This window comes from Rhodococcus sp. Leaf247 (assembly GCF_001426185.1).
Classification (GTDB): Bacteria; Actinomycetota; Actinomycetes; order Mycobacteriales; family Mycobacteriaceae; genus Rhodococcoides.
This window is the reverse complement of sequence record NZ_LMRP01000001.1, coordinates 839,948-861,155: the sequence shown is the minus strand read 5'-3', so window position 1 is coordinate 861,155 and position 21,208 is coordinate 839,948. Positions and strand designations below refer to the sequence as shown.

Annotated in this window: 20 protein-coding genes and 1 tRNA gene; 7 read left to right on the top strand and 14 right to left on the bottom strand. The window is 67.9% G+C overall.

Features of this window, described 5'->3' with window-relative positions; translation table 11 throughout:
* The first annotated feature begins 19 nt into the window (after window positions 1-19).
* The gene (locus ASG64_RS04035; protein WP_056070216.1) at window positions 20-1,294 is read left to right on the top strand and encodes an MFS transporter; all 1,275 of its coding nucleotides are present in this window, start codon (window positions 20-22) and stop codon (window positions 1,292-1,294) included.
* Here the strand turns inward: ASG64_RS04035 and ASG64_RS04030 are convergent.
* From ASG64_RS04030 to ASG64_RS04015, 4 genes are all read right to left on the bottom strand, one after another.
* The gene (locus tag ASG64_RS04030; RefSeq protein ID WP_042575380.1) at window positions 1,274-2,611 is read right to left on the bottom strand and encodes a DEAD/DEAH box helicase; all 1,338 of its coding nucleotides are present in this window, start codon (window positions 2,609-2,611) and stop codon (window positions 1,274-1,276) included. The two genes, ASG64_RS04035 and ASG64_RS04030, sit on opposite strands and share 21 nt — an antisense overlap.
* Before the next feature lie 970 nt (window positions 2,612-3,581).
* Window positions 3,582-4,481 (bottom strand): DUF3089 domain-containing protein, encoded by a 900-nt coding sequence (locus ASG64_RS04025; protein ID WP_056070213.1) that lies wholly within the window; start codon window positions 4,479-4,481, stop codon window positions 3,582-3,584.
* 25 nt (window positions 4,482-4,506) lie between these two features.
* Window positions 4,507-4,579 (bottom strand) — tRNA-Arg (locus ASG64_RS04020).
* Between the two features lie 53 nt (window positions 4,580-4,632).
* On the bottom strand, window positions 4,633-5,841 hold the full coding sequence (locus tag ASG64_RS04015; RefSeq protein ID WP_056072650.1) for a PucR family transcriptional regulator: 1,209 nt from the start codon (window positions 5,839-5,841) through the stop codon (window positions 4,633-4,635).
* A 368-nt stretch (window positions 5,842-6,209) separates the two neighbouring features.
* On the opposite strand from ASG64_RS04015, the gene ASG64_RS04010 reads away from it, so the two are divergent.
* Entirely contained in the window at window positions 6,210-7,163 is a 954-nt protein-coding gene (locus tag ASG64_RS04010; RefSeq protein WP_042575357.1) for an acyl-ACP desaturase, read from the top strand.
* 3 nt (window positions 7,164-7,166) lie between these two features.
* Here ASG64_RS04010 and ASG64_RS04005 read toward each other — a convergent pair whose 3' ends face one another.
* The 3 genes from ASG64_RS04005 to ASG64_RS03995 are packed head-to-tail and all read right to left on the bottom strand — an operon-like array spanning window position 7,167 to window position 8,813.
* Window positions 7,167-7,493 (bottom strand): cupin domain-containing protein, encoded by a 327-nt coding sequence (locus tag ASG64_RS04005; RefSeq protein WP_042575356.1) that lies wholly within the window; start codon window positions 7,491-7,493, stop codon window positions 7,167-7,169.
* Window positions 7,494-7,536: 43 nt separating this feature from the next.
* Complete coding sequence (locus ASG64_RS04000; protein WP_056070211.1) at window positions 7,537-8,019, bottom strand: dihydrofolate reductase; 483 nt, start codon at window positions 8,017-8,019, stop codon at window positions 7,537-7,539.
* Window positions 8,016-8,813: a thymidylate synthase gene (locus ASG64_RS03995; RefSeq protein ID WP_056070209.1), complete on the bottom strand. Its 798-nt coding sequence runs from the start codon at window positions 8,811-8,813 to the stop codon at window positions 8,016-8,018. Before ASG64_RS03995 ends, ASG64_RS04000 begins: the two co-directional genes overlap by 4 nt.
* A 23-nt stretch (window positions 8,814-8,836) precedes the next feature.
* On the opposite strand from ASG64_RS03995, the gene cobF reads away from it, so the two are divergent.
* Window positions 8,837-9,583 carry a precorrin-6A synthase (deacetylating) gene (gene cobF / locus ASG64_RS03990; protein ID WP_056070207.1) on the top strand — a complete coding sequence of 249 codons (747 nt, stop codon included), beginning with the start codon at window positions 8,837-8,839 and terminating at the stop codon, window positions 9,581-9,583.
* A gap of 20 nt (window positions 9,584-9,603) precedes the next feature.
* Window positions 9,604-10,470, top strand: a complete 867-nt coding sequence (locus tag ASG64_RS03985; protein WP_056070205.1) for an Fpg/Nei family DNA glycosylase — start codon at window positions 9,604-9,606, stop codon at window positions 10,468-10,470.
* Here ASG64_RS03985 and ASG64_RS03980 read toward each other — a convergent pair whose 3' ends face one another.
* Complete coding sequence (locus ASG64_RS03980) at window positions 10,471-12,039, bottom strand: carboxylesterase/lipase family protein (protein WP_056070202.1); 1,569 nt, start codon at window positions 12,037-12,039, stop codon at window positions 10,471-10,473. It lies immediately after the preceding gene.
* A 42-nt stretch (window positions 12,040-12,081) separates the two neighbouring features.
* Between ASG64_RS03980 and ASG64_RS03975 the strand changes: the two genes are divergently transcribed.
* Entirely contained in the window at window positions 12,082-12,660 is a 579-nt protein-coding gene (locus tag ASG64_RS03975) for a hypothetical protein (protein ID WP_056070199.1), read from the top strand.
* Here ASG64_RS03975 and ASG64_RS03970 read toward each other — a convergent pair.
* Window positions 12,657-14,096 (bottom strand): dihydrolipoyl dehydrogenase family protein, encoded by a 1,440-nt coding sequence (locus tag ASG64_RS03970; RefSeq protein ID WP_056070196.1) that lies wholly within the window; start codon window positions 14,094-14,096, stop codon window positions 12,657-12,659. The two genes, ASG64_RS03975 and ASG64_RS03970, sit on opposite strands and share 4 nt — an antisense overlap.
* A 27-nt stretch (window positions 14,097-14,123) precedes the next feature.
* On the opposite strand from ASG64_RS03970, the gene ASG64_RS03965 reads away from it, so the two are divergent.
* A complete protein-coding gene (locus ASG64_RS03965) occupies window positions 14,124-14,876 on the top strand; it encodes an SDR family oxidoreductase (RefSeq protein WP_056072647.1) in 753 nt (250 codons plus the stop codon).
* A gap of 1 nt (window position 14,877) precedes the next feature.
* Here the strand turns inward: ASG64_RS03965 and ASG64_RS03960 are convergent, their stop codons facing one another.
* The 4 genes from ASG64_RS03960 to pgi all read right to left on the bottom strand — a co-directional run bounded on the left by ASG64_RS03960 (window position 14,878) and on the right by pgi (window position 19,034).
* Window positions 14,878-15,123 carry a DUF2630 family protein gene (locus ASG64_RS03960; protein WP_042575377.1) on the bottom strand — a complete coding sequence of 82 codons (246 nt, stop codon included), beginning with the start codon at window positions 15,121-15,123 and terminating at the stop codon, window positions 14,878-14,880.
* A gap of 47 nt (window positions 15,124-15,170) precedes the next feature.
* Window positions 15,171-16,442: a hypothetical protein gene (locus ASG64_RS03955; RefSeq protein ID WP_056070195.1), complete on the bottom strand. Its 1,272-nt coding sequence runs from the start codon at window positions 16,440-16,442 to the stop codon at window positions 15,171-15,173.
* A complete protein-coding gene (locus tag ASG64_RS03950; protein ID WP_042575376.1) occupies window positions 16,439-17,200 on the bottom strand; it encodes a crotonase/enoyl-CoA hydratase family protein in 762 nt (253 codons plus the stop codon). The genes ASG64_RS03955 and ASG64_RS03950 overlap by 4 nt, the downstream gene beginning before the upstream one ends.
* Window positions 17,201-17,387: 187 nt before the next feature.
* Window positions 17,388-19,034: a glucose-6-phosphate isomerase gene (pgi, locus tag ASG64_RS03945; protein WP_056070192.1), complete on the bottom strand. Its 1,647-nt coding sequence runs from the start codon at window positions 19,032-19,034 to the stop codon at window positions 17,388-17,390.
* Window positions 19,035-19,168: 134 nt separating this feature from the next.
* Here pgi and ASG64_RS03940 point away from each other — a divergent pair, with 134 nt between their 5' ends.
* A complete protein-coding gene (locus ASG64_RS03940) occupies window positions 19,169-20,653 on the top strand; it encodes an NAD-dependent succinate-semialdehyde dehydrogenase (RefSeq protein WP_042575346.1) in 1,485 nt (494 codons plus the stop codon).
* Window positions 20,654-20,696: 43 nt separating this feature from the next.
* On the opposite strand, the gene ASG64_RS03935 is transcribed toward ASG64_RS03940, so the two are convergent.
* Window positions 20,697-21,044, bottom strand: a complete 348-nt coding sequence (locus ASG64_RS03935) for a chorismate mutase (RefSeq protein ID WP_042575345.1) — start codon at window positions 21,042-21,044, stop codon at window positions 20,697-20,699.
* Window positions 21,045-21,208 lie beyond the last annotated feature (164 nt).

Genomic DNA, 21,208 nt, shown 5'->3' with positions numbered 1-21,208 from the left:
TTCGCCGAAAGAGAGCTTCATGACGTCCGAGCCCGTCGTCGCGGCGCGTCCGCGGCGGATCCACCGCGCGTGGATCGTCGCCGCGGTGGCATTTCTGGCGCTGCTCGGTGCGGCCGGATTCCGCGCTGCTCCGTCCGTCCTGATGGTCCCCATCACCGACGAGTTCGGCTGGTCGCGCAGCGTGCTGTCCGCCGCGGTGGGCATCAACCTGTTGTTGTTCGGGCTCACCGCGCCGTTCGCCGCGGCGTTGATGGACCGCTTCGGCATCCGCACCGTGACATCCGTCGCACTGACCGTCGTGGCTCTGGGCAGCGCTCTCAGCGTCTTCGTCACGTCGCCGTGGCAGATCCTGCTCACGTGGGGTCTGCTCATCGGCCTCGGGACGGGATCGATGGCCTTGGTGTTCGCGGCGATGGTGACCGACCGGTGGTTCACTCGCCGACGCGGACTGGTCTCGGGCATCCTCACGGCAGGATCCGCGACCGGGCAGCTGATCTTCCTGCCCGTCGTGGCCGTGTTGGCCGAGAACTCGGGGTGGCGTACGGCGTCCCTCGTAGTCGCTGCGGGTGCGCTGGTCGTCGTCCCGTTCGTGGTGTTGTTCCTACGGGACTCCCCGGCGGAGGTGGGGGCGCTGCCGTACGGAGCGACCGAAGCTCCCACGCCCGTGGTCGTGACCGGCAATCCTGCCGTGCGTGCGCTGAAGGCGTTGAGAGATGCGTCGTCGGTACGCACGTTCTGGGCGCTGATGGTGGGGTTCGCGATCTGCGGCGCGACCACCAACGGCCTCGTGGGAGTGCACTTCATTCCGTCCGCCCACGATCACGGAATGCCGCAGACGACGGCGGCAGGGCTGCTCGCCGTGGTGGGGATCTTCGACATCGTGGGCACCATCGGGTCGGGATGGCTCACCGACCGGGTCGATCCACGGGTGCTGCTCGGGGCGTACTACGCGTTCCGAGGAGTGGCGCTGCTGTTCCTGCCCGCGCTGCTCTCCGACGCGTTGCACCCGTCGATCGTCGTGTTCATCGTCATCTACGGACTGGACTGGGTCGCGACGGTTCCCCCGACGATCGCCCTGTGCCGCGAGGTGTTCGGCACCCAGGGACCGCTGGTGTTCGGGTGGGTGTTCGCATCCCACCAGGTCGGTGCCGGCATCGCGTCCGTCGTGGCAGGCATGGTGCGCGATGCCACCGGTGAGTACACCGCCGCCTGGTTCGGCGCAGCTGGTCTCTGCGTCGTGGCGGCGGTGCTCAGCGTCGGTATCGCTCGGCGATCAGCCCCGGTAACCGGCTGATTCGCTGCGCGCGGTCTGCGGGCGGCGACGACGGCCGGAGCTCGCGGTGGAGTTGCCTGCGTGTCCGCCGCGGGTGGAGCGTCCGCGACCGGGCTGCCCCTGCTTCGGAGCCGGTGCGGTTTCCTTCGGTACGGGCTTGACGTATGCCGCCACCGCGCCGACCAGGTCCTGCACGGCGGGGGAGTCGACGGTGACGCGCTGCGGTGCCGCATCGATCTTGGCCTTGCGCATCAGGACCGCCAGGTCGCGACGCTGCTCGGGCAGCACGACGGTGACGACGTCACCGGCGCTGCCCGCGCGAGCGGTACGACCACTGCGGTGCAGGTACGCCTTGTGCTCGGCCGGCGGATCGACGTGGACGACCAGCTCGACGTTGTCGACGTGCACGCCGCGGGCTGCGACGTCCGTGGCGACGAGGACGCGTGCGTCGCCGGTCGAGAACGCGGCGAGGTTGCGGTCACGAGCAGCCTGCGACAGGTTGCCGTGCAGGTCGACCGACGGGATGCCGGCTTCGGTCAGCTGACGAGCCAGCTTGCGAGCCTGATGCTTGGTGCGCATGAACAGGATGCGGCGGCCTTCGCCGGATGCGAGGCGCTGGACGAGGGCCTTCTTGCCGTCGACACCGCCCACCTCGAAGATGTGGTGCGTCATCGCGGCGACGGGCGAGTTCTCCTCGTCCACCGAGTGCTGCACCGGGTCGGTCAGGAACTGCTTGACCAGCTTGTCGACGCCGTTGTCCAGCGTCGCGGAGAACAGCATGCGCTGACCGTGGGACGGGGTGGCCTTCATGATGCGCGTGACGCCGGGAAGGAATCCCAGGTCCGCCATGTGATCGGCCTCGTCGAGGACGGTGATCTCGATGTCGTCGAGCGTCACCAGACGCTGCTTCATCAGGTCCTCGAGGCGACCGGGGCAGGCGACGACGATGTCGACGCCGCGGTTCAGCGCCGTGACCTGACGGGCCTGCGAGACGCCACCGAAGATGGTGGTGACGCGGAGGTTCGTCGCCATGGTGAGCGGCTCGAGTGCTGCGGCGATCTGAGTCGCGAGCTCACGCGTCGGAGCGAGGACGAGTCCACGCGGACGGTTGGGCTTGCGGACACCCGAGAACGTGTCGCCGAGACGGGACACCATGGGGATCGAGAACGCGAGAGTCTTTCCGCTGCCTGTCTTTCCGCGACCGAGAACGTCGCGACCCTTCAGCGTGTCGGGAAGTGTGTCGGCCTGGATGGGGAACGGTGACGCGATGCCTGCACCCGTGAGGGCGCGGACGATCCGGTCACTGACGCCGAGGTCGGCGAAGGAGAGAGAAGTCATGAAGAGTTCGAGTGCCTTTCGGGCATCTGAGCACTCCGATTGCGGAGCGCAGAATGGCGAGACTGCCGGTGGGCAGTTCCGATCGCCGTAAGAAAAATTCGTGCTGATTCCACGACGTACGCCGCGCATCGAAGCGCAGCAGCGAGACCCAGTGTAGCCGGTCGGTGGGTGTGACCGTGGTCTCGCAGTGTTCGCGGCTGGTGCTGTGGGGTGGAGTGGTTGTGGCGGAACAGGATCGGCGTGGTTGGACGGTGTGTGCACACCCCTAGTGGTGAGCGCACACCCGCATCCGCCGGCTGTAGTGGGTGTGCGCTTCACAGAACCGGTGTGCGCTTCGGCGTCGGGCCCCATGTGCGGCCGGCGCTGCGCTGCTCGGCGTGTGCACACCCCTTGTGGTGAGCGCACACCTCCACCGGCACGGTCCATTGGGTGCGCTGCGACGCCGGTGCTGCGGTGTGCCGCGCTGGTTGGCGTGTGCACACCCCCTCTGGTGAGCGCACACCCTCACCCGCTGGCTGCAAGGGGTGTGCGCTTCACAGAACCGGTGTGCGCTTCGGCGTCGGGCCCCATGTGCGGCCGGCGCTGCGCTGCTCGGCGTGCGCACACCCCAAGTGGTGTGCGCACACCTCCACCCGCACGGTCCACTGGGCGCGCTGCGACGCCGGTGCTGCCATGTGCCGCGCTGGTTGGCGTGTGCACACCCCCTCTGGTGAGCGCACACCCTCATCTGCAGGCTGCATCTGGTGTGCGCTTCACGGAATCGGTGTGCGCTTCCGCCAATGCGCCACGAGTGCTGCGGACGCTGAGCTGGTTCGCGTGTGCACACCCTCACCTGATGGCCGCAGCAGGTAAGCAGCGCCGGATGCCCGCTGGTACGCATGTGCACCTCTTCTGGTGAGCGCACACCCCTACCCGCCGGCTGCAACGGGTGTGCACTTCACAGAACCCGTGTGCGCTCCGGCCGCCGGGGTCAGCCCGCGTAGGCCGCGCTTTGCGTGCGCACCAGATCGACCAGCGTCTGCTGGGGGATCGTGAGGTCGAGCAGATGCAGCCCCCATGTCGCGTTCGGCAACGTGGGAAGTGCTGCGGCGGAACCACCTTCGACCATCAGCACGTTGTCCACGTCGCACTGCGCGGTGAGGTCCGGCAGCGGGCCGGCAACCGGCGTCCGGGCGTTCGCGCCGAGCGATGCCGGGTTCGTGCAGAGAACATCGTCGCCGCCGTACCGGGAATCGGCCGGAGGAGTGCGGGAGAACGTGGAGTAGGCGACGACGCACCCCGTCTGGCTCGGGTCGGTGCACGGAACGACGGTGGTGAAGTCGGACTGCCTCAGTGTCACGCCCGGGATGATCGCGGAAACCAGCTTCGCCCGCGACGCCGGGTCGTTCTCGATGCGGTTCTGCAGGAGATTCTTCAGCATCCGCGATCCCTGGGAGTGCCCGAGCAGCACGATTCCGCGGTTCGAGTCGCGCTGCGCCAGGAAATCCGTCCAGGCCGCATCGATGTCGATGTATGCCGCGGCGAGCGCCGCATCGCGAGCCGGACCGTCCGCCGTCGCCAAGCTGAGCAGGGTGGCCTGCCGGTAGACCGGCGCCCACACGTTGCATACGGAGTCGAAGGGTCGGGCCTGCGCGGCCGCGGCGAACATCAGTTCCGGCGACGCATCGAGATTCGCGGACTGCGCCGGTTGCAGCGACGCCGTCGGATAGACGTAGAAGCAGTCGACGGGCGCGTCGGTTCCGCCGCCGCACGGGTCGGTGGGTGCACCGGGGCGGCACAGCCACGTGGTGGACGGTGCGGCGGAGGCCGGTCCTGCCGCCACGAAGAGGGAGCCCAGTAGGGCGGCGACGAGGAGGAGGGCGCGCATCATGGTGGGAACTGTATTCGGCGAAGGGTGCCCTCGGCAGGATTCGAACCTGCGACCTACCCTTTAGGAGAGGGTTGCTCTATCCCCTGAGCTACGAGGGCCGACCCGGCGAGTACCGGCTGACGCACAGCACTCTACCGGGTCCACATGACTGTCAGGCGCTCGGCGAGATCGCTTCCAACTTGCGGGCGACCAGAGCGGCCTGCAGATGGCGCATTCCCGACGGCCGGGTGGGGTCGAAGCCGGTGAGGTGCGCGATCCGCTTGAGGCGGTAGTCGACGGTGTTGGTGTGCAGGTGCAGCTGACGCGCCGACCGCTGGCGGTTCAGATCGTGGTTGATGTGGATCTCGAGAGTTTCGAGCAGCTCGGGCGAGTTGTCCAGCGGGATCAGGACGCGCGAGAGGTAGGCGCGGCCGGGGCCGGGACGCGTGAGCTGGTACTCGAGCACCAGATCCGTCATGCGGTAGACGCCGGCGGGGCGGCGCAGCTGCTGAGCGAGGTCGAGAAGCTCGTGCACCTGGTCGGAGGCGGAGGGAACATCGTTGACCGAGCTGGTGGCGACGGTGGCGGTGACGGCGGTCTCGGCGGCGGCGGACATCCGCTCGACCAGGGTGGCCACCCATTCGTCGTCACGTTCACCGGGAACGAGGATGGTGCCGCCCTCGGCGGACAGCATCGACAGCGGGGACCGGTCGCACACGATGGCGAGTTCGGCCTGCACGCGACGCAGCTTGCGGCGAGCGGTGACGGCGCGGGGGAGCGCCGGGTTGCTCTCGTCGGGGTGAGCGGCGATGGAGACGGCGAGCACGGTGAAGGAGTCGGCGAGTTCGATGCCCGACTGTCGAGCCACCGACCGCGCGTTGTGTCCACTCAGAAGCGCCGTGACGACGGTGTGCGCGGCGGTGTGGTGCTCGCTGGCGACTGCCTGCAGCTCGTCGACGTAGCTGGACGACGCTGCTGTCGAGATGCGCTCGGACAGACCGACGAAGGCCTTGGCGACCTTGGTGAGGTGCGCGGCCCCGCCGCTGGATGCACGCTCGGACACCAGGTCCCAGCCCATCTGGATGCCCTCGTGGTAGACGCCGAGAACAGCGCGGAGCGGTACGCCCTCGCGCGCCCACTGTGCTGCACGGCCGCCGAGCTCGGCGATGTCGGCGTCGGATGCCGTGGTGGAGTCGCCTCCGACACCGACCGCCATGGACAGGCAGGTGACGGTCAATTCGGTGACATCGGACCGTAGGCTGGCACTCAGGGAAGATGCCCGTGACGCCGGCCCGACGGTCCGTCGTGCGACGTTCTCGAGATCTCGTGCGGACCCGGCGGGACGCCCGGCCACCAAGAGTCCGCTGGTGCTCTTCTCCATCGCAGCAGCCTGGGACGGCTGCGTGTTCTCGACACTCACGTGCTTGTTCCTTCCGGTCGGCGATCCGTTGGCCACATCGTGACGTATGTCGGTTTCTCTCGCACATACCTGCTGGAGAGGCTCATCACTCGCGCAAAACGGGGCGTGAGTACAGATTGTAGGGCAATAAAAGTTTATATGTGTAGTTTCATGCCGCGATTCGGGACACTGCTGTGATCGGATCCAGAGCCTTCGGGGGGCTCCTACGAATGTTCCCAACATCGGCGCAAGGGTGGGGCGCTGCTCGCCGGACGGTCCTAGCGTCGGTGAGCGACGTCCGGCCAGGGCGTCCGATAGTCACGAAACATCAAGGTTCACGGGGGTAACTCATGCCACAGGCGTTGTCTCAGATCGAGTTGTTGCGCGAGCTGCAGCCGGTAGCGGAAGCCAATCTCGAACGTCACCTCGACCTCGCGAAACCGTGGAATCCTCACGATTACATCCCGTGGAGCGACGGCAAGAACTTCGCCATGCTCGGGGGCCAGGACTGGTCACCGGAGCAGTCCACCCTGTCCAAGGTGGCCAAGGCCGCCATGGTGACCAACCTCCTCACCGAGGACAACCTGCCGTCCTACCACCGCGGGCTCGCCGAGAACTTCTCGATGGACGGTGCCTGGGGAACGTGGGTCGGCCGGTGGACCGCCGAGGAGAACCGACACGGCATCGCGATGCGCGACTACCTCGTCGTCACCCGCAGCGTCGACCCCGTCGCGCTCGAGCAGGCCCGCATGGAACACATGACGGTCGGCATCGACTCGCCGATGGAGGGGGCCAACCTCCTGCACGGCGTCGCGTACGTGACCTTCCAGGAATTGGCGACGCGCGTGTCGCACCGCAACACCGGCAAGGCCTGCAACGACCCCATCGCCGACGCGCTGTTGGCGCGTATCGCCGCGGACGAGAACCTGCACATGATCTTCTACCGGAACATGTGCTCGGCCGCGATCGACCTGGCGCCGGATCAGACGATGAAGGCCATCGCCGACGTCGTCATGAACTTCCAGATGCCGGGACTGAACCAACCCGATTTCCGACGCAATGCTGTGCTGATCGCCAAGTACGGCATCTACGACCTGCGTCAGCATCTGGACGAGGTCATCATGCCGATTCTGCGCAAGTGGAACATCTTCGAGCGCACCGACTTCGGCGCCGAGGGGGAGAAGCTGCGCGAACTGGTGGCCGACTACCTCGGGGACCTCGAGAAGCAGGCCGTTCGCTTCGAGGAGTCCCGCGACCGCGCACTCGCCCGCGAGCGTGAACGCGGAGAGGTCCTCAGCGTCTGAGGCTCACATCGCGACGGTGAGCAGAAAGGCGACGTCCTCGACGGCCTCCACACTGTGGCGGGCGTCGGGGACGACCAGGAGGTCACCGGCGGAACCCTTCCAGCTGCGGTCGCCACTGACCAGCTGGAGCTGACCGCTGAGGACCAGCACCGTCGACTCGCCGTTGAGGTCGTGCTCGGCGAGGGAATTGCCGGCGGCCAGCCCCACGACGGTCTGGCGCAGGCTTCGCTGGTGTCCGCCGTAGACGGTGTGCGAGCTGCGCCCGCTGGACGCGGTCTTCGCCAACTTCAGCTGTTGCCGGGCGAGAGCTGTCAGCGATTTCTTGTCCATGGTGCTGGATTATCCGGCACGAGGACGGTGCTGCGCGGGTGATTCAGCGGGTGTACGTCACGAATCGGTAGCGGATTCCTGTGGATTCGCTGATCTGCCACGCTCCGTCCGACCGGACGAACTCGGGCGGAACCTCCGGTGCGCGGGTGTCGCCGCCGTCCACCTCGACGTCGATCTCGGTCACCTCGACGACATCGGCGACGGGGAGAGCCAGCCGATAGACGTCGGCACCGCCGATGATCCAGGTGTCGGACCCGTCCGTCGGCAGGGCGTCCTGCACCGAAGCGACGCGAACGGCGCCGTCGGCCGACCACGACGGGTCCCGGCTCAGCACGATGTTCTCGCGCCCCGGCAAGGGGCGGAACCGGGCCGGAAGCGAATCCCACGTCCGCCGACCCATCACGACGCGACCGGTGCCCGTGACCTCGCGGAAGTGCGCCATGTCCTCGGGCACACGCCACGGGATCGTGCCGTCCTTACCGATGACGCCGCCGTGCGCCTGCGCCCACACCATGCCGACGGTCATACGGCGACGGGCGCCTTGATCGCCGGATGATGCTGGTAGTCGACGATCTCGATGTCCTCGAAGGTGTAGTCGAAGATCGACTCTCGTGGCGCGAGCCGCAGCGTGGGGGCGGGGAACGCCTCTCGCGTCAACTGCTCACGAACCTGGTCGACGTGGTTGTCGTAGATGTGGCAGTCGCCGCCGGTCCACACGAAATCGCCGACCTCGAGGCCCGTCTGCGCCGCCACCATGTGCGTCAGCAGCGCGTAGCTCGCGATGTTGAACGGCACGCCGAGGAACATGTCGGCGCTGCGCTGGTACAGCTGGCACGAGAGCTTGCCGTCGGCGACGTAGAACTGGAAGAAGGCGTGGCACGGAGCCAGAGCCATGTCCGGGATCTCGGCGACGTTCCACGCCGAGACGATCATCCGTCGCGAATCGGGATCGCGCCTGATGGTGTCCATCACCTGCGAGATCTGATCGATGTGCTCGCCCGACGGTGTGGGCCACGAACGCCACTGCACGCCGTAGACCGGGCCCAGATCGCCCTTCTCGTCCGCCCACTCGTCCCAGATGGTCACGCCGTTCTCGCGGAGGTAGGCCACGTTGGACTCGCCGCGCAGGAACCACAGCAACTCGTGCACGATGGATTTCAGGTGCACACGCTTGGTGGTGACCAGCGGAAATCCCTCGGACAGATCGAAGCGCATCTGATGCCCGAACAGGCTGGTGGTGCCCGTCCCGGTGCGGTCGGATTTGGCGGTGCCCTCCGCGAGCACGCGGCGGAGCAGATCCTCGTAGGGCGTCGCGACCATGGCTACACCTTAGGCTCAGGAAGATGAAGACCATGCACGTGATCGGTATCGGCGCGGGTGATCCCGACCAGGTGACCGTCGCGGCGATCAAGGTGATGAACACCGTCGACGTCTTCTTCGTCATCGACAAGGGCGCGCAGAAGCAGGAGCTCGTCGACGTCCGCACCCGTATTCTCGCCGAGCACGTCACGCGTGAGCATCGGATCGTCGAGTTCACCGATCCGCCGCGAGACCGCACCCCCGCCGACTACGACGGCGCGGTGGACACCTGGCACGACCTGCGCGCGCGGATGCTGGCCGACCTGATCGCGGCGGAGCCGGCCGACTCGGTGGGAGCGATGCTGGTGTGGGGCGACCCGTCGCTCTACGACAGCACCCTGCGCGTCGTCGAACGGGTCCGCGCGGTCCTGGACGAGCCGTTCGAGGTGTCCGTCGTTCCCGGCGTGACCAGCCCGTCCGCGCTCGCCGCCGCGCACCGCATCGTGCTGAACAGGATCGGCGAGCCGGTGCTGACCACCACGGGTCGCCAGCTGCGCGAGTCCGGCCTTCCCGACGGAGTCGGCGCGGCCGTGGTCATGCTGGACTCCGACTGCAGCTTCCGGTCTCTGCCCGGCTGGCACGTCTGGTGGGGCGCGAACCTGGGGACGCCCGACGAGGTGATCCTGGCAGGCCCGGTCGACGAGGTGAGCGACGAGATCGTGGAGCGACGAGCGGCCCTCCGAGAACGCACCGGGTGGGTGATGGACACCTATCTCGTCCATCGACCGTGACTTCCGATTAGGCTCGAGGAGTGCCGGAATTACCCGAGGTCGAGGCTCTCGCGGGCTTCCTGCGTGAGCATGCGCTGGGAGCGGTGATCGGACGTATCGACGTCGCCGCACTGAGTGTGCTGAAAACGTTCGATCCGCCGGTGACGGACATGCAGGGCAAGGACATCACCGCGGCCGCCCGATTCGGCAAGCACCTCGGCATCGAAGCCGGTGGGCTCTGGCTGATCACGCACCTCTCCCGCGGCGGATGGCTTCGCTGGGCCGACAAACCGTCGTCGGCACCCCCGAAGCCGGGCAAGGGTCCGCTTGCACTCCGCGTCCATCTGTTCACGCCGGAGGGACTCACGCCGGCGTTCGACCTCACCGAGGCCGGCACACGCAAACGGCTTGCGGTATGGGTGGTGCGGGACCCGCAGGAGGTGCCCGGCATAGCCCGTCTGGGCCCTGATGCGCTCGCAGTCACGGAGCCGGAATTCGCGGAGATACTCTCGCGCAAGAGCTCTCGGCTCAAGACAGCGTTGGTGGACCAGCAGCTGCTCGCCGGTATCGGCAACGCGTACAGCGACGAGATCCTGCACACCGCGAAACTCTCACCGTTCGCCACCACCGCCTCGCTCACCCCTGAGTCTGTGACCATGCTGTGGAACACCATGCGCACCGTGCTTCTCGACGCCGTCGCCCGGTCCGAGGGCCAGGATGCGGCACGTCTGAAGGGCGAGAAGCGGTCCGGCATGCGGGTGCATGCTCGCACCGGCATGCCGTGCCCCGTCTGCGGCGACACGGTGCGCGAGGTGTCGTACGTCGATCGGTCGTTCCAGTACTGCCCGACGTGCCAGACCGGCGGCCGCATCCTCGCCGACCGCCGCCTGTCACGCCTGGTGAAGTAGCTAGCGCTCCGTGCCGGTACGGAAGTCCTGCGACGACTCCGCCGACGGGGCGTCGTAGCCGGTGTACCCGTCCCAGGCAGCGCGGCGTGCGCCGAGCGGATCGTTCTCCATGCGGGTCGTGGCGTCGAAGATGCGCGTCGCCCGGGTCGGAAGTTCGTACCGGCCCCAGTCTGCTTCCGGCGCACCGGTTGTGGCGAAGGCCAGCCACTGCCGCTGAACCTCGTCCGTGACCCTGGCCGCGCCGCCTCGGTCCCCCAGGAGGGAGAAGAACTTACCGACCCGCGAGCGGTAGACACCGAACACCGCGAACAGTTCCGAGCCGTGCGTGGCGTAGAGCTTCAGCAGGTCGAACAGGCGCGGGGAGTAGTCGTATCGATAGACGTAGGTGGGTGCGTACTCGGTGTGCGCGTCCGCGATCTCGAGGGACGGCCGCCAGAACGTGAAATCTCCGCCGAAGTCGATGGCGGACAGACCCTTCGGGTATCCCGGGTACTGCGCGAGAATGCGGTCCTTGGCCGACGGGTCGGTGTCCGCGAACAGACGGTCGATGCGCGCGGCGTCGGTCGGCAGCGCGTCGAGCCACTTGGGGAACAAGGTGCCCTCGTGTTCGTTGCTGCCGATGATCATCGGCACGGCCTGCGCGGCGCCGGAGCGGTACGCCTCGAGCGGTGCCTCGGGCACCAGGTCGCCGTCGACGCTCGGTCCGAACGGAATCAGCCCCGGCGTCTCTCGCAAGACCTTGCCGCCCAACCGTTTCGCGGCTTTCAGCAGTGCCCCGGTGTCGGCGGTCGCCAGGGTGTCGGCGGCGGTCGCCGGGGTCGCGCCGAGGAGGCGGACGAACTCCGCGCCCCACGTCGCACTCCGATCCGACGTCGCGACCATGCCGGGTGCCGAACTCTGGGAGATGGCGCGGTGGAACAGTCCCGTCGTCGCGGGAATCGAGGTCAGCGTGGTGACCGCGTTACCGCCGGCCGACTCGCCGAAGATGGTGACGTTGTCGGGATCCCCGCCGAACGCGGCGATGTTGCGCTGGACCCACTGCAGTGCCGCGATCTGGTCCCGCAGGCCGAGGTTGCTGTCGAACGTCCGCTCCGGCGTCGAGAACTGACGGAAGTCCAGGTATCCGAGCGCTCCGAGCCGGTAGTTGAGCGAGACGTAGACGATGTCGCCGCGTCGCACGAGGGAGGTGCCCGAGTACATGGACGTCGCCGACGTCCCGAGTGTGTAGGCGCCACCGTGGATGAACACCATGACCGCGCGCGGAGTCGCGGACGGTGTGGCCGGTGCGCACACGTTCAGCGTCAGGCAGTCCTCGCTGCTGGCCTGTCCGCGCACCGGTCCGATGGGGGAGCGCGCCGTGTCCTGGACGGCGGCGTCACCCCACGAGGTGGCATCGCGGACGCCTTCCCACGGTGACAGCGGCTGCGGCGCGCGCAGACGCAACGGCCCGACCGGCGGCTGCGCGTACGGGATGCCCCGCCATTGCGCGATGCCCCGCCGGACGAATCCGCGGACCCGCCCGTCGGACGTCGTGATCTCGGTATCGGTGTTCTGTTCTCCCTGCCCCATGCGGAAGGACTATACGGACGGTCCATTAGCCTCGACGGCACAATGACCTTCACCTATCCCATCGAGATAGTGCAGCTTCTCGTGTCGCCGTCACATGCATATTTCGGTCGTAGCAAGGACGGCCCCGCCGACGTATCCACGCGGATGCCGTCGTCCATCGACGTGGTGACCGGAAAGGGCATCCGGGGCGACCGGTTCTTCGGCGTCAAGGCGCACACCGAGGCGGCGATCACGTTCCTCGCCGCCGAGGCCTGGGACGCAGCGCTGCACCAGGCGGTCGCCGACGGTGAACCCTGGGACGGGGACATCTCGGTCGCGCGTCGCAACGTCGTCGTGCGGGGTCTCGAACTCGACCCGCTCCGCGGCGAGGAGTTCGTCATCGACACCGGGGACGGGCCGGTGCTGCTGCGCGGTGGGCGGCCCGCCCACCCGTGCGCGTGGATGGACCGCATGGTCGTCGACGGTATGCGGAAAGCTCTGATCGGCCGCGGCGGTCTGCGCACCGAACCGGTCAGTTCGGGGACGCTGCGCGTCGGCACCGGTGTCGTGATCTCACCGGTGCCTCTCGACGCCTCCCGTGCCGCGGACTCCGTGCGGCGTGCCCAACCGATTCGTGACTAGTCCCTGGCAGCCTCGAGCAGTCGGAGCCACACCTCGCTCATCGTCGGATACGACGGGACCGCGTGCCACAGGGTATCGAGCGGGACGGCCCCGACCACCGCGATGGTGGCCGCGTGCAGTAGTTCAGACACACCCTGTCCGACGAGGGTGAATCCGACGATCACGTTCCGTGACGTGTCGAGCACCATCGAGGCGCGCCCGGCGAAGTCGTCCTGACGCAACGAGCTGCCGGCGACCGCGATGTCCATCGCGACGACGCGAACGGCGATCTTCGCGGCTCGTGCTTGCTTCTCGGTCAGTCCGACCGACGCCACCTCGGGTGTCGTGAACACGACCTGCGGCACCTGACCGTGGTCGGCGAGGGCGAGGAACCGGGTGCCGTCCAACGGTCGTCCCTCGGCGCGCGCCGCGATGACGTCGCCGCAGATGCGGCCCTGGTACTTGCCCATGTGGGTCAGCAGAGCGCGTCCGTTGACGTCGCCGACGGCGTACAGCCACTCGTCGACCGCGCTCAGGTGGTCGTCGACGGTGATGGATTCACCGGGTGTCGGTCCGCCCGGCAGGATGTCCAGTCCCAGGTCCCTCGTCGCGGGACGACGACCGGCGGCGACCAGGATCTCGTCCACCTCGAGGGTGTCGTCACCGACGGTCACCGAGGCCGGACCCCCGTGGATACGGCCGTATCCGGTATCGCTCGCATCGGGTCGCGACACCGTGGACACCTGCGATTCGAAGAGGATGCGCGCACCCGCCGCGGTCAGGGCGTCGGCGACCGCCGTGCCGGCGAACGGCTCCGACCCGGCGAGCAGGGACGTGCCGCGGACGATCATGGTCACCTGGGCCCCGAGCGCGAGCAGCCAGGTCGTGGCCTCGCACGCGACGACGCCGCCGCCGATGACGATGATGCGTTCCGGCACCTCGTGCAGATTGGTCGCATCGCGAGACGTCCACGGAAGGGCTTCGCGCAGTCCGGGAATGGGCGGCACGGTCGCCGTCGTACCCGTCGCCACGACCACCGCGTGACGGGCACGCAGAGTCCGGTCGCCCACGCTCACCTGCTTCTCGCCGGACAGTCGGCCGTGGCCACGCACGACGTCGATTCCGGCGGTCTCGGCCCAGTGCGCCTGCGAGGAGTCGTCCAGAGAGTGGGTGTAGCTCTCCCGTCGCGCGAGGACGGCATCGACGTCCAGGGACGAATCGCCGACGAGTTCGCGGACACCGGGCATCGACCGAGCCTGGTTGAGGACCGATTCCGGCAGCAGCAGCGCCTTGCTGGGCATGCACGCCCAGTACGAGCACTCCCCGCCGATCAGTTCGTGCTCGACGATCACCGCCGTGCGATCGCTTCCCTGAATGGCGTACTGCGCGGCGTTCTCGCCGACGGGACCGCCCCCGATGACGATGACGTCGTACTCGTCGATGTTCGGATGGGTCACTGTTCCTCCGGGATTAGGGTGTGCGGAATGGGGAGACAGAAGATCGTGATCACCGGAGCGAGTTCCGGTCTCGGCGAAGAGATGGCGCGCCGGTTCGCCGCCCTGGGCCGCGACGTCGGGTTGTGCGCGCGCCGGACGGACAGGTTGGAGAGCTTGCGCGCCGAACTGGTCGCCGCCAACCCGGGCATCGTGGTGGCCGTGGCAGCCATGGACGTGACCGACCACGAGTCGGTGGTGGACGGCATCGCATCGCTCCGCGCGGACCTCGGCGGCATCGACCGCGTCGTCGTCAACGCCGGTCTGGGTAAGGGGGCCACGTTGGGCACGGGCCGCGCCGACGCCAACCTCGAGACGGCCCGCACGAACTTCGTCGGCGTGGTCTCGCAGATCGAGGCGGCGCTGGCAGTGTTCCGGGAGCAGAACACCGGCCACCTGGTGCTGGTCTCCTCGATCAGCGCGGGCCGCGGACTGCCCGGGTCCAAGGCCGTGTACGCCGCGTCGAAAGCCGGGGTGTCCTCACTGGGAGAAGCCCTGGCGGCGGAACTGCGCCCCACACCCATCGCCGTCACCACACTGCTCCCCGGATACGTGGCCACCGACATGTCCTCCCGCGCGGGGGACACCGGCTCGCTGATGTCGTCTCTCGACGACGGAGTGTCGGCGATGGTGTCGGCGATCGAGAAGGAAGTGACTCGATCAGCGCTTCCCGGCGCCAGGTGGAAAGCCATCGACATGGTGCTGCGCTTTCTGCCGCGGAGACTGACCGACCGCCTCGTCTGAGCTACTGGAGGTAGTTCTCGACCTGGTTCACCGGCTGCGCCTCGGCGTCGTCCGGGGACAGGCCCGCATCGCGCTTCGCGCGACGCTGCCGCAGCAGATCCCAGCACTGGTCGAGTGCCTTCTCGAGCTGATCGAGTTGCGCGCGTTCCTCGCTGGGATCGATCTCGCCGGCTTCGGTGCGCGAGCGCAACTCGTGCTCCGTGTCCACCAGGGACTTGATACGTGCGTAGATGTCGGACTCGCTCATCGCGCTGTTCCCTTCGACGGTCGTGCTGATGCAGATCTTCACGGTACTCACCAGAAGTCGGGTTCGAGCGAGTGCCGCGACAATGCGGCGGTCATCTGCTGGCGTATCTCGTCCCGGGTATGAGCGGCCGCGGGGTCCGTGACGACGACGGACAGGGTGTACACCTCGCCGACTCGGCACAGGTATGCGGAGAGCACGGTCGGCGACGCCGCGGCCTGCTCGTGCCGCAGACCCGGATGGATCGCGCGTGTGGCGACGCGCAGCGCGCGGCGGCCGCCGATGGTGCGGACGGCGTCGGGAAGCGGTCCGATGTTGGAGCACAACGCATCTCGAAGACCCGTCGACGGGGCGAGGACCTCGGCCGCACGCTCGGGGATCACGTGCAGCAACTCGTCGGGGAACCCTGCGGGCCCGGTCAGCGGGCTTCGGTACGCCGTCTTCGCGAGTGCTCTGATGTCGGCGAGGGAGGACTGCGGACCGATATGGACCGCGGTCACCGACAGGGCGTTCGCGCCCCCGGTCGGTACCTTCATCGGCACTCCGAGCAGAACGGTCTCGGCCCCGCACGGTGTCCGGACCGCAGCCACGATCGCCGCGACCACCGACAGGAACAGAACGTTCGGAGTCCCCTGACCGGCCGCGGCTACTCGGTCCCAACGCGCTGCCGGGACATCGGCCGTGACGGACACCTGTTCCCAGGCCGCGGGGCGCGCGGCGGTGGTAGTCGTCGGTGTCCTGGATGCCCGCAGATAACCGCGGAGCTCGGTGCGCCGGGAACGGCTGTACACCAACGCGGACAGGGCGAGGGTCGTCCGCCCGACGACCGTCGACACCGTCGAGACCGCATCGGCCAGATCGCTCGACCGGTCGTCCTCGACGACGTCCGAGTCGGCGCCCGACACCGCCGCTGCCGCTGCGTCGATCAGTCCACGCGCATCGGCGATGACGTGCGAGCACACGATCGACACGGCCGTGCCGGATCCGTACGGTGCCGCGCTCAGCCGCCAGCCCGGCCCGTACTCCGGATCGAGTGGGATGTCCGCGCACGAGTCCGCCCACGACAACGGGTCGTCGGTGCGCTCGGACCAGGTCACTCCGGGGCGTACGGTGGCCCGGACCCATCGCCGGCGCGCACCGGGAATCGTCGGCGAGACGATCCTCAGGCCCAGCGGACCCGATGCCACCCTGCGGTCGACCAGATCGAGGGCGTCTTCGCTCACGGGTTCCTCGGTGATCCAGATGCCCTGCATGGCAACGGGAATGCCGAAACCACGGTGGGTGCGAAGGAAGATCTCGTCGACGACGGACAACCTCGTCACTCGCGCGGCGCCCCGTGACGGCCTGCGCCGGCCGCGAACTGGCGGGCTCCGTCGAGCGCCTCGACCACCGATGCCGCACCGTGGCGGAACTCGTTGGCCATGGCCGCTCGGTGTTCGAGGCCTTCCTGCTCGAGGGCGGAGAGTCGGTCACCGCGCATGCAGGCCTGTGGGAACGTCGACAGTGTCGCGGCGAGTTCCTCGGCCGCCTCCCGGCATGTGCCCGACGGCACCACCCGGTTGGCCAACCCCATCGACAGGGCTTCCTGCGCGTCCACCGCTCGGCCGGTCAGGATCATGTCCATCGCCCGCGAACTTCCGACGGCGCGTGGCAACCGCACGGTCCCGCCGTCGATGAGCGGCACACCCCACCGGCGACAGAACACTCCGAACACCGCGTCGTCGTCCGCGACTCGAAGGTCGCACCACAGCGCGAGTTCGAGACCACCGGCGACGGCGTGACCGGACACGGCCGCGATGACCGGCTTGGACAGCTCCATCCGCGTCGGGCCCATCGGACCGTCCCCGTGTTCGGTGGCGACGTTCGACCGCTCGGTGCCCAGTGCCTTCAGATCGGCTCCGGCGCAGAAGGTGCCGCCGTCGCCCCACAGCACGGCCACCGACGCGCTCGGATCGGCGTCGAAGTCCTCGAATGCCTCGACAAGCGCTGCTGCCGTCGGGCCGTCGACGGCGTTGCGCGCCTCGGGTCGGTGGAGGATCACCGTGACCACCGGACCGCTGCGTTCGATCCGAACGTTCATGGTTCGACCGTACCGCGCGCGGCCACCGTTGTGGTTGTTCACCGAACCATGATGTTCGCGCCGTCGTCGGGGGAAGTTTTCCCGGTGTGTAACGCCGGGACGGGTTGCGGCGACATGGTGTGTGAGACCGTGCCGGTCCGTCAGACCCCCGACCCGACGGACCGGCACGGTCTCGCTGTCGTTCGAGTCAGGACCGCCCGCGCTCGCCTCGGTACCAGCTGATCAGAGCGGCGGTCGACGAGTCCAGATCCGCGCCGGGACCGGCGTCGTCCGTCAGCACGGGAGTCAACTCCTGGGCCTGAGTCTTCCCGAGCTCGACACCCCACTGGTCGAACGAGTCGATCCCGAAGACGACACCTTCGACGAACACCTGGTGCTCGTAGAGGGCGATCAACTGACCCACGACCGACGGCGTGAGCTTCGGCGCGAGGATCGACGTGGACGGCCTGTTACCGGGCATCACCTTGTGCGGCACGATGTCCGCGTCCGTACCCTCCTCGGCGATCTCCTCGGCGGTCTTGCCGAAGGCCAGCACCTTCGTCTGGGCGAAGTAGTTGCTCATCAACAGGTCGTGCATGCTGCCGGTGCCGTCCGCGGTGGGCAGATCGTCCGTCGGCTCGGCGAACCCGATGAAGTCCGCCGGCACCAGGCGCGTTCCCTGGTGCAGCAGTTGGTAGAAGGCATGCTGGCCGTTGGTTCCCGGCTCGCCCCAGAAGATTTCACCCGTCGCCGTCGTGACGGGGGAGCCGTCGGCACGCACCGATTTGCCGTTGGACTCCATCGTCAACTGCTGCAGGTACGCCGCGAACCGGTTCAGATCGTTCGAGTACGGCAGCACCGCGCGCGACTGGGCGCCGAAGAAGCTCGAGTACCAGACGCCCAGAGTGCCCAGCAGCACCGGCGCGTTGGCCTCGAGAGGCGCCTCGCGGAAGTGCTGATCGATCAGGTGGAAACCGGCGAGGAAGTCGGCGAACGCGTCGCGTCCGACGGTGATCATCACCGACAGGCCGATCGCCGAGTCCACCGAGTAGCGGCCGCCCACCCAGTCCCAGAACCCGAACATGTTGGCCGTGTCGATACCGAAGTTCGACACCTTCTCCGCATTGGTCGACACCGCGACGAAGTGCTGGGCCACTGCGTCGTCACCCAGCGCGGCGGTCAGCCAGCGGCGTGCGGCAGTGGCGTTCGTGAGGGTCTCGAGGGTGCCGAAGGTCTTCGACGCGACGATGAACAGCGTCGACGCCGGGTCGAGGTCGGCCAGCGCGCCGGTCAGGTCGGCGGGGTCGACGTTCGAGACGAACCTCGCCGAGATGCCGGCGTCCGCGTAGTGGCGCAGTGCCTGGTAGACCATCACCGGTCCGAGGTCGGAACCGCCGATGCCGATGTTGACGACGGTGCGGATCTTCTCACCGGTCGCGCCCGTCCATTCGCCGGACCGCACGCGGTCGGTGAAGTCGCCCATGCGCCCCAGAACCTCGTGGACGTCGGACACCACGTCCTGCCCGTCGACCTCGAGCGTCGCGTCCGCGGGCAGGCGCAGAGCGGTGTGCAGGACCGCCCGGTTCTCGGACGTGTTGATGTGTTCTCCGGCGAACATCGCGTCACGACGGCCCGTGACATCCGCGGCGCGGGCCAGGTCGAGCAGCAGCTCCAGCGTCTCCCGCTCCACTCGATGCTTGCTGTAGTCGATGTAGAGGTCACCGGCCGTCACCGTCAGTTCGGTTCCGCGCGAGGGGTCGTCGGCGAAGAACTGACGGAGGTGACGGTCGGCCACCGTCCGGTGATGGGCTTCGAGCTTGCTCCAGGCCTCGGTGCGTGTGATGTCGGCGCTCATGGTTGTCGACACTAATCGCTGGACGATGCTGCCGTGCGGGTGTGCGTGACGATCCGGTGAGGTCGGGGTAGACACACATCAGGAGCGACGTCGGCCCGATCGGGCGACGCGCCGCGATCGAAAGGGTGACACACATGGCGCAGCCGAACGAACAGCCTGCCGGAACCACGAAGGAGAAGGACCTGATCGCGTCGGTCCCCACGAAGTTGTGGATCGGTGGCAAGCAGGTCGACGCCGAGAACGGGGCGACGTTCGCCGTGCGTGACCCGTCGACGGGCGAGGTGCTCACCGAGGTGTCCGACGCGAGTCCCGCGGACGCGGCCCGCGCACTCGACGAGGCCGTCGCGGCGCAGAAGTCCTGGGCGGCGACGCCGGCACGGCAGCGAGGGGAGATCCTGCGGGCGGTGTTCGAGTCCATCACCGAGAACGCGGACGACATCGCGTTGCTGATGACCCTCGAGATGGGCAAGGCGTTCGCAGAGAGTCAGGCCGAGGTGAAGTACGGCGGTGAATTCTTCCGCTGGTTCTCGGAGGAGGCCGTGCGCATCGCCGGGCGGTACACCCCGGCTCCGGCGGGCAACGGGCGGATACTGGTGACCAAGCAACCTGTCGGACCGGTCCTGGCGATCACACCGTGGAACTTCCCCCTCGCGATGGGCACGCGCAAGATCGGCCCGGCGCTGGCGGCCGGGTGCACGATCCTGGTGAAGCCGGCGTCGGAAACCCCACTGACCATGCTGTATCTAGCCAAGCTGATCTCCGAGGCGGGACTGCCCGAGGGTGTTCTCTCGGTGTTGCCGACGTCCAAGTCCAGCGCTGTGACCGGGCCGCTGATCGAGGACCCACGTCTGCGAAAGCTGACCTTCACCGGCTCCACCGAGGTGGGTCGGATGCTCGTGGAGAAGTCGTCGAAGCATCTGCTGCGCACGTCCATGGAGCTCGGTGGCAACGCGCCGTTCGTCGTCTTCGACGACGCCGACATCGACGCGGCCGTCGAGGGCGCCATGTTGGCGAAGATGCGCAACGGCGGTGAGGCCTGCACCGCGGCGAACCGCTTCCACGTGCAGAACTCGGTGAAGGACGAGTTCGTTGCCAAGGTCACGGAGAAGATGAAGACCATGACGCTCGGCCGTGGCAGCGATCCCGCGACCAAGCTGGGACCGTTGATCAACTCGGACCAGCGCGACACGGTCGCGGAACTGGTGGACGACGCGGCATCGAAGGGCGCGACCGTGGCGCTCGGTGGACAGGCGGAGGACGGTCCGGGGTGGTTCTACCCGGCGACGGTGCTCAGCGACCTGCCGGCGGACGCGCGCATTCTCAGCGAGGAAGTGTTCGGACCGGTTCTCGCCGTGCGCGGATTCGAGACGGAACAGGACGGCATCGATGCGGCGAACGACACGGAATTCGGCCTGGCTGCCTACATCTTCACTCGGGACCTCGACCGAGCGCTCCGCGTGGCGGAGTCGCTGGAGACCGGAATGGTGGGCGTCAATCGCGGGGTGATCTCCGACGCGGCCGCACCGTTCGGTGGGATCAAGGCGTCGGGATTCGGGCGAGAGGGCGGAAGCGAGGGGATCGAGGAATACCTCGAGACCAAGTACATCGCCCTGCAGTGACACTCACGGGAACCGCCCGATGCGGGCGGTTCCCGGTGGTGGTTCAGTGACCGAGGCGGCCACGGCCGAGGCGGAGCAGGAGCATGGCCAGCGTGTGACCCTCCTGGCCGAGCTCGCTGAAGCGCTGGAGCACCTTCATCTCACGGCTGTGCACGAGGCGAGGCCCACCCTGTGCCATACGAGTCTGGCCGATCGCTCGGGAGATCTCCGAGCGTCGCTTGACTGCTGCGAGGATCTCGGCGTCGAGACGGTCGATCTCCTTGCGGAGTTCGTCGATCTCGGCCTCCGACGTCGGCAGATCGGCCGTCGGGCGGTCCGCGTCGTCCGCGGAGGTCTTCGACTCGGTCGATGCTGCTCCGGCGTCGCGGTTGGTGTCCACTGCTGCGCTCATATCAACTCCTCGTGTCGAAACGTGTGTCGTTCCGATGCCACGTTCCGTTACGTAGATTCCGAATATTGTCTTCTCGGGTCGTGAAATCCCTGGTCGTCGTCATGCAGGACCACTGACGCAGCACGTCCCGCGAAGAGAGCCTCGCAACACTATGCCCGGTCCGG

What these genes read in the sequence shown, in the direction of transcription:
- ASG64_RS04035 (WP_056070216.1), top strand. Translation starts at nt 20, where the DNA reads ATGACGTCCGAGCCCGTCGTCGCGGCGCGTCCGCGGCGGATCCACCGC.
- ASG64_RS04030 (WP_042575380.1), bottom strand. Translation starts at nt 2,611, where the DNA reads ATGACTTCTCTCTCCTTCGCCGACCTCGGCGTCAGTGACCGGATCGTC.
- ASG64_RS04025 (WP_056070213.1), bottom strand. Translation starts at nt 4,481, where the DNA reads ATGATGCGCGCCCTCCTCCTCGTCGCCGCCCTACTGGGCTCCCTCTTC.
- ASG64_RS04015 (WP_056072650.1), bottom strand. Translation starts at nt 5,841, where the DNA reads ATGGAGAAGAGCACCAGCGGACTCTTGGTGGCCGGGCGTCCCGCCGGG.
- ASG64_RS04010 (WP_042575357.1), top strand. Translation starts at nt 6,210, where the DNA reads ATGCCACAGGCGTTGTCTCAGATCGAGTTGTTGCGCGAGCTGCAGCCG.
- ASG64_RS04005 (WP_042575356.1), bottom strand. Translation starts at nt 7,493, where the DNA reads ATGGACAAGAAATCGCTGACAGCTCTCGCCCGGCAACAGCTGAAGTTG.
- ASG64_RS04000 (WP_056070211.1), bottom strand. Translation starts at nt 8,019, where the DNA reads ATGACCGTCGGCATGGTGTGGGCGCAGGCGCACGGCGGCGTCATCGGT.
- ASG64_RS03995 (WP_056070209.1), bottom strand. Translation starts at nt 8,813, where the DNA reads ATGGTCGCGACGCCCTACGAGGATCTGCTCCGCCGCGTGCTCGCGGAG.
- cobF (WP_056070207.1), top strand. Translation starts at nt 8,837, where the DNA reads ATGAAGACCATGCACGTGATCGGTATCGGCGCGGGTGATCCCGACCAG.
- ASG64_RS03980 (WP_056070202.1), bottom strand. Translation starts at nt 12,039, where the DNA reads ATGGGGCAGGGAGAACAGAACACCGATACCGAGATCACGACGTCCGAC.
- ASG64_RS03975 (WP_056070199.1), top strand. Translation starts at nt 12,082, where the DNA reads ATGACCTTCACCTATCCCATCGAGATAGTGCAGCTTCTCGTGTCGCCG.
- ASG64_RS03965 (WP_056072647.1), top strand. Translation starts at nt 14,124, where the DNA reads ATGGGGAGACAGAAGATCGTGATCACCGGAGCGAGTTCCGGTCTCGGC.
- ASG64_RS03960 (WP_042575377.1), bottom strand. Translation starts at nt 15,123, where the DNA reads ATGAGCGAGTCCGACATCTACGCACGTATCAAGTCCCTGGTGGACACG.
- ASG64_RS03950 (WP_042575376.1), bottom strand. Translation starts at nt 17,200, where the DNA reads ATGAACGTTCGGATCGAACGCAGCGGTCCGGTGGTCACGGTGATCCTC.
- pgi (WP_056070192.1), bottom strand. Translation starts at nt 19,034, where the DNA reads ATGAGCGCCGACATCACACGCACCGAGGCCTGGAGCAAGCTCGAAGCC.
- ASG64_RS03940 (WP_042575346.1), top strand. Translation starts at nt 19,169, where the DNA reads ATGGCGCAGCCGAACGAACAGCCTGCCGGAACCACGAAGGAGAAGGAC.
- ASG64_RS03935 (WP_042575345.1), bottom strand. Translation starts at nt 21,044, where the DNA reads ATGAGCGCAGCAGTGGACACCAACCGCGACGCCGGAGCAGCATCGACC.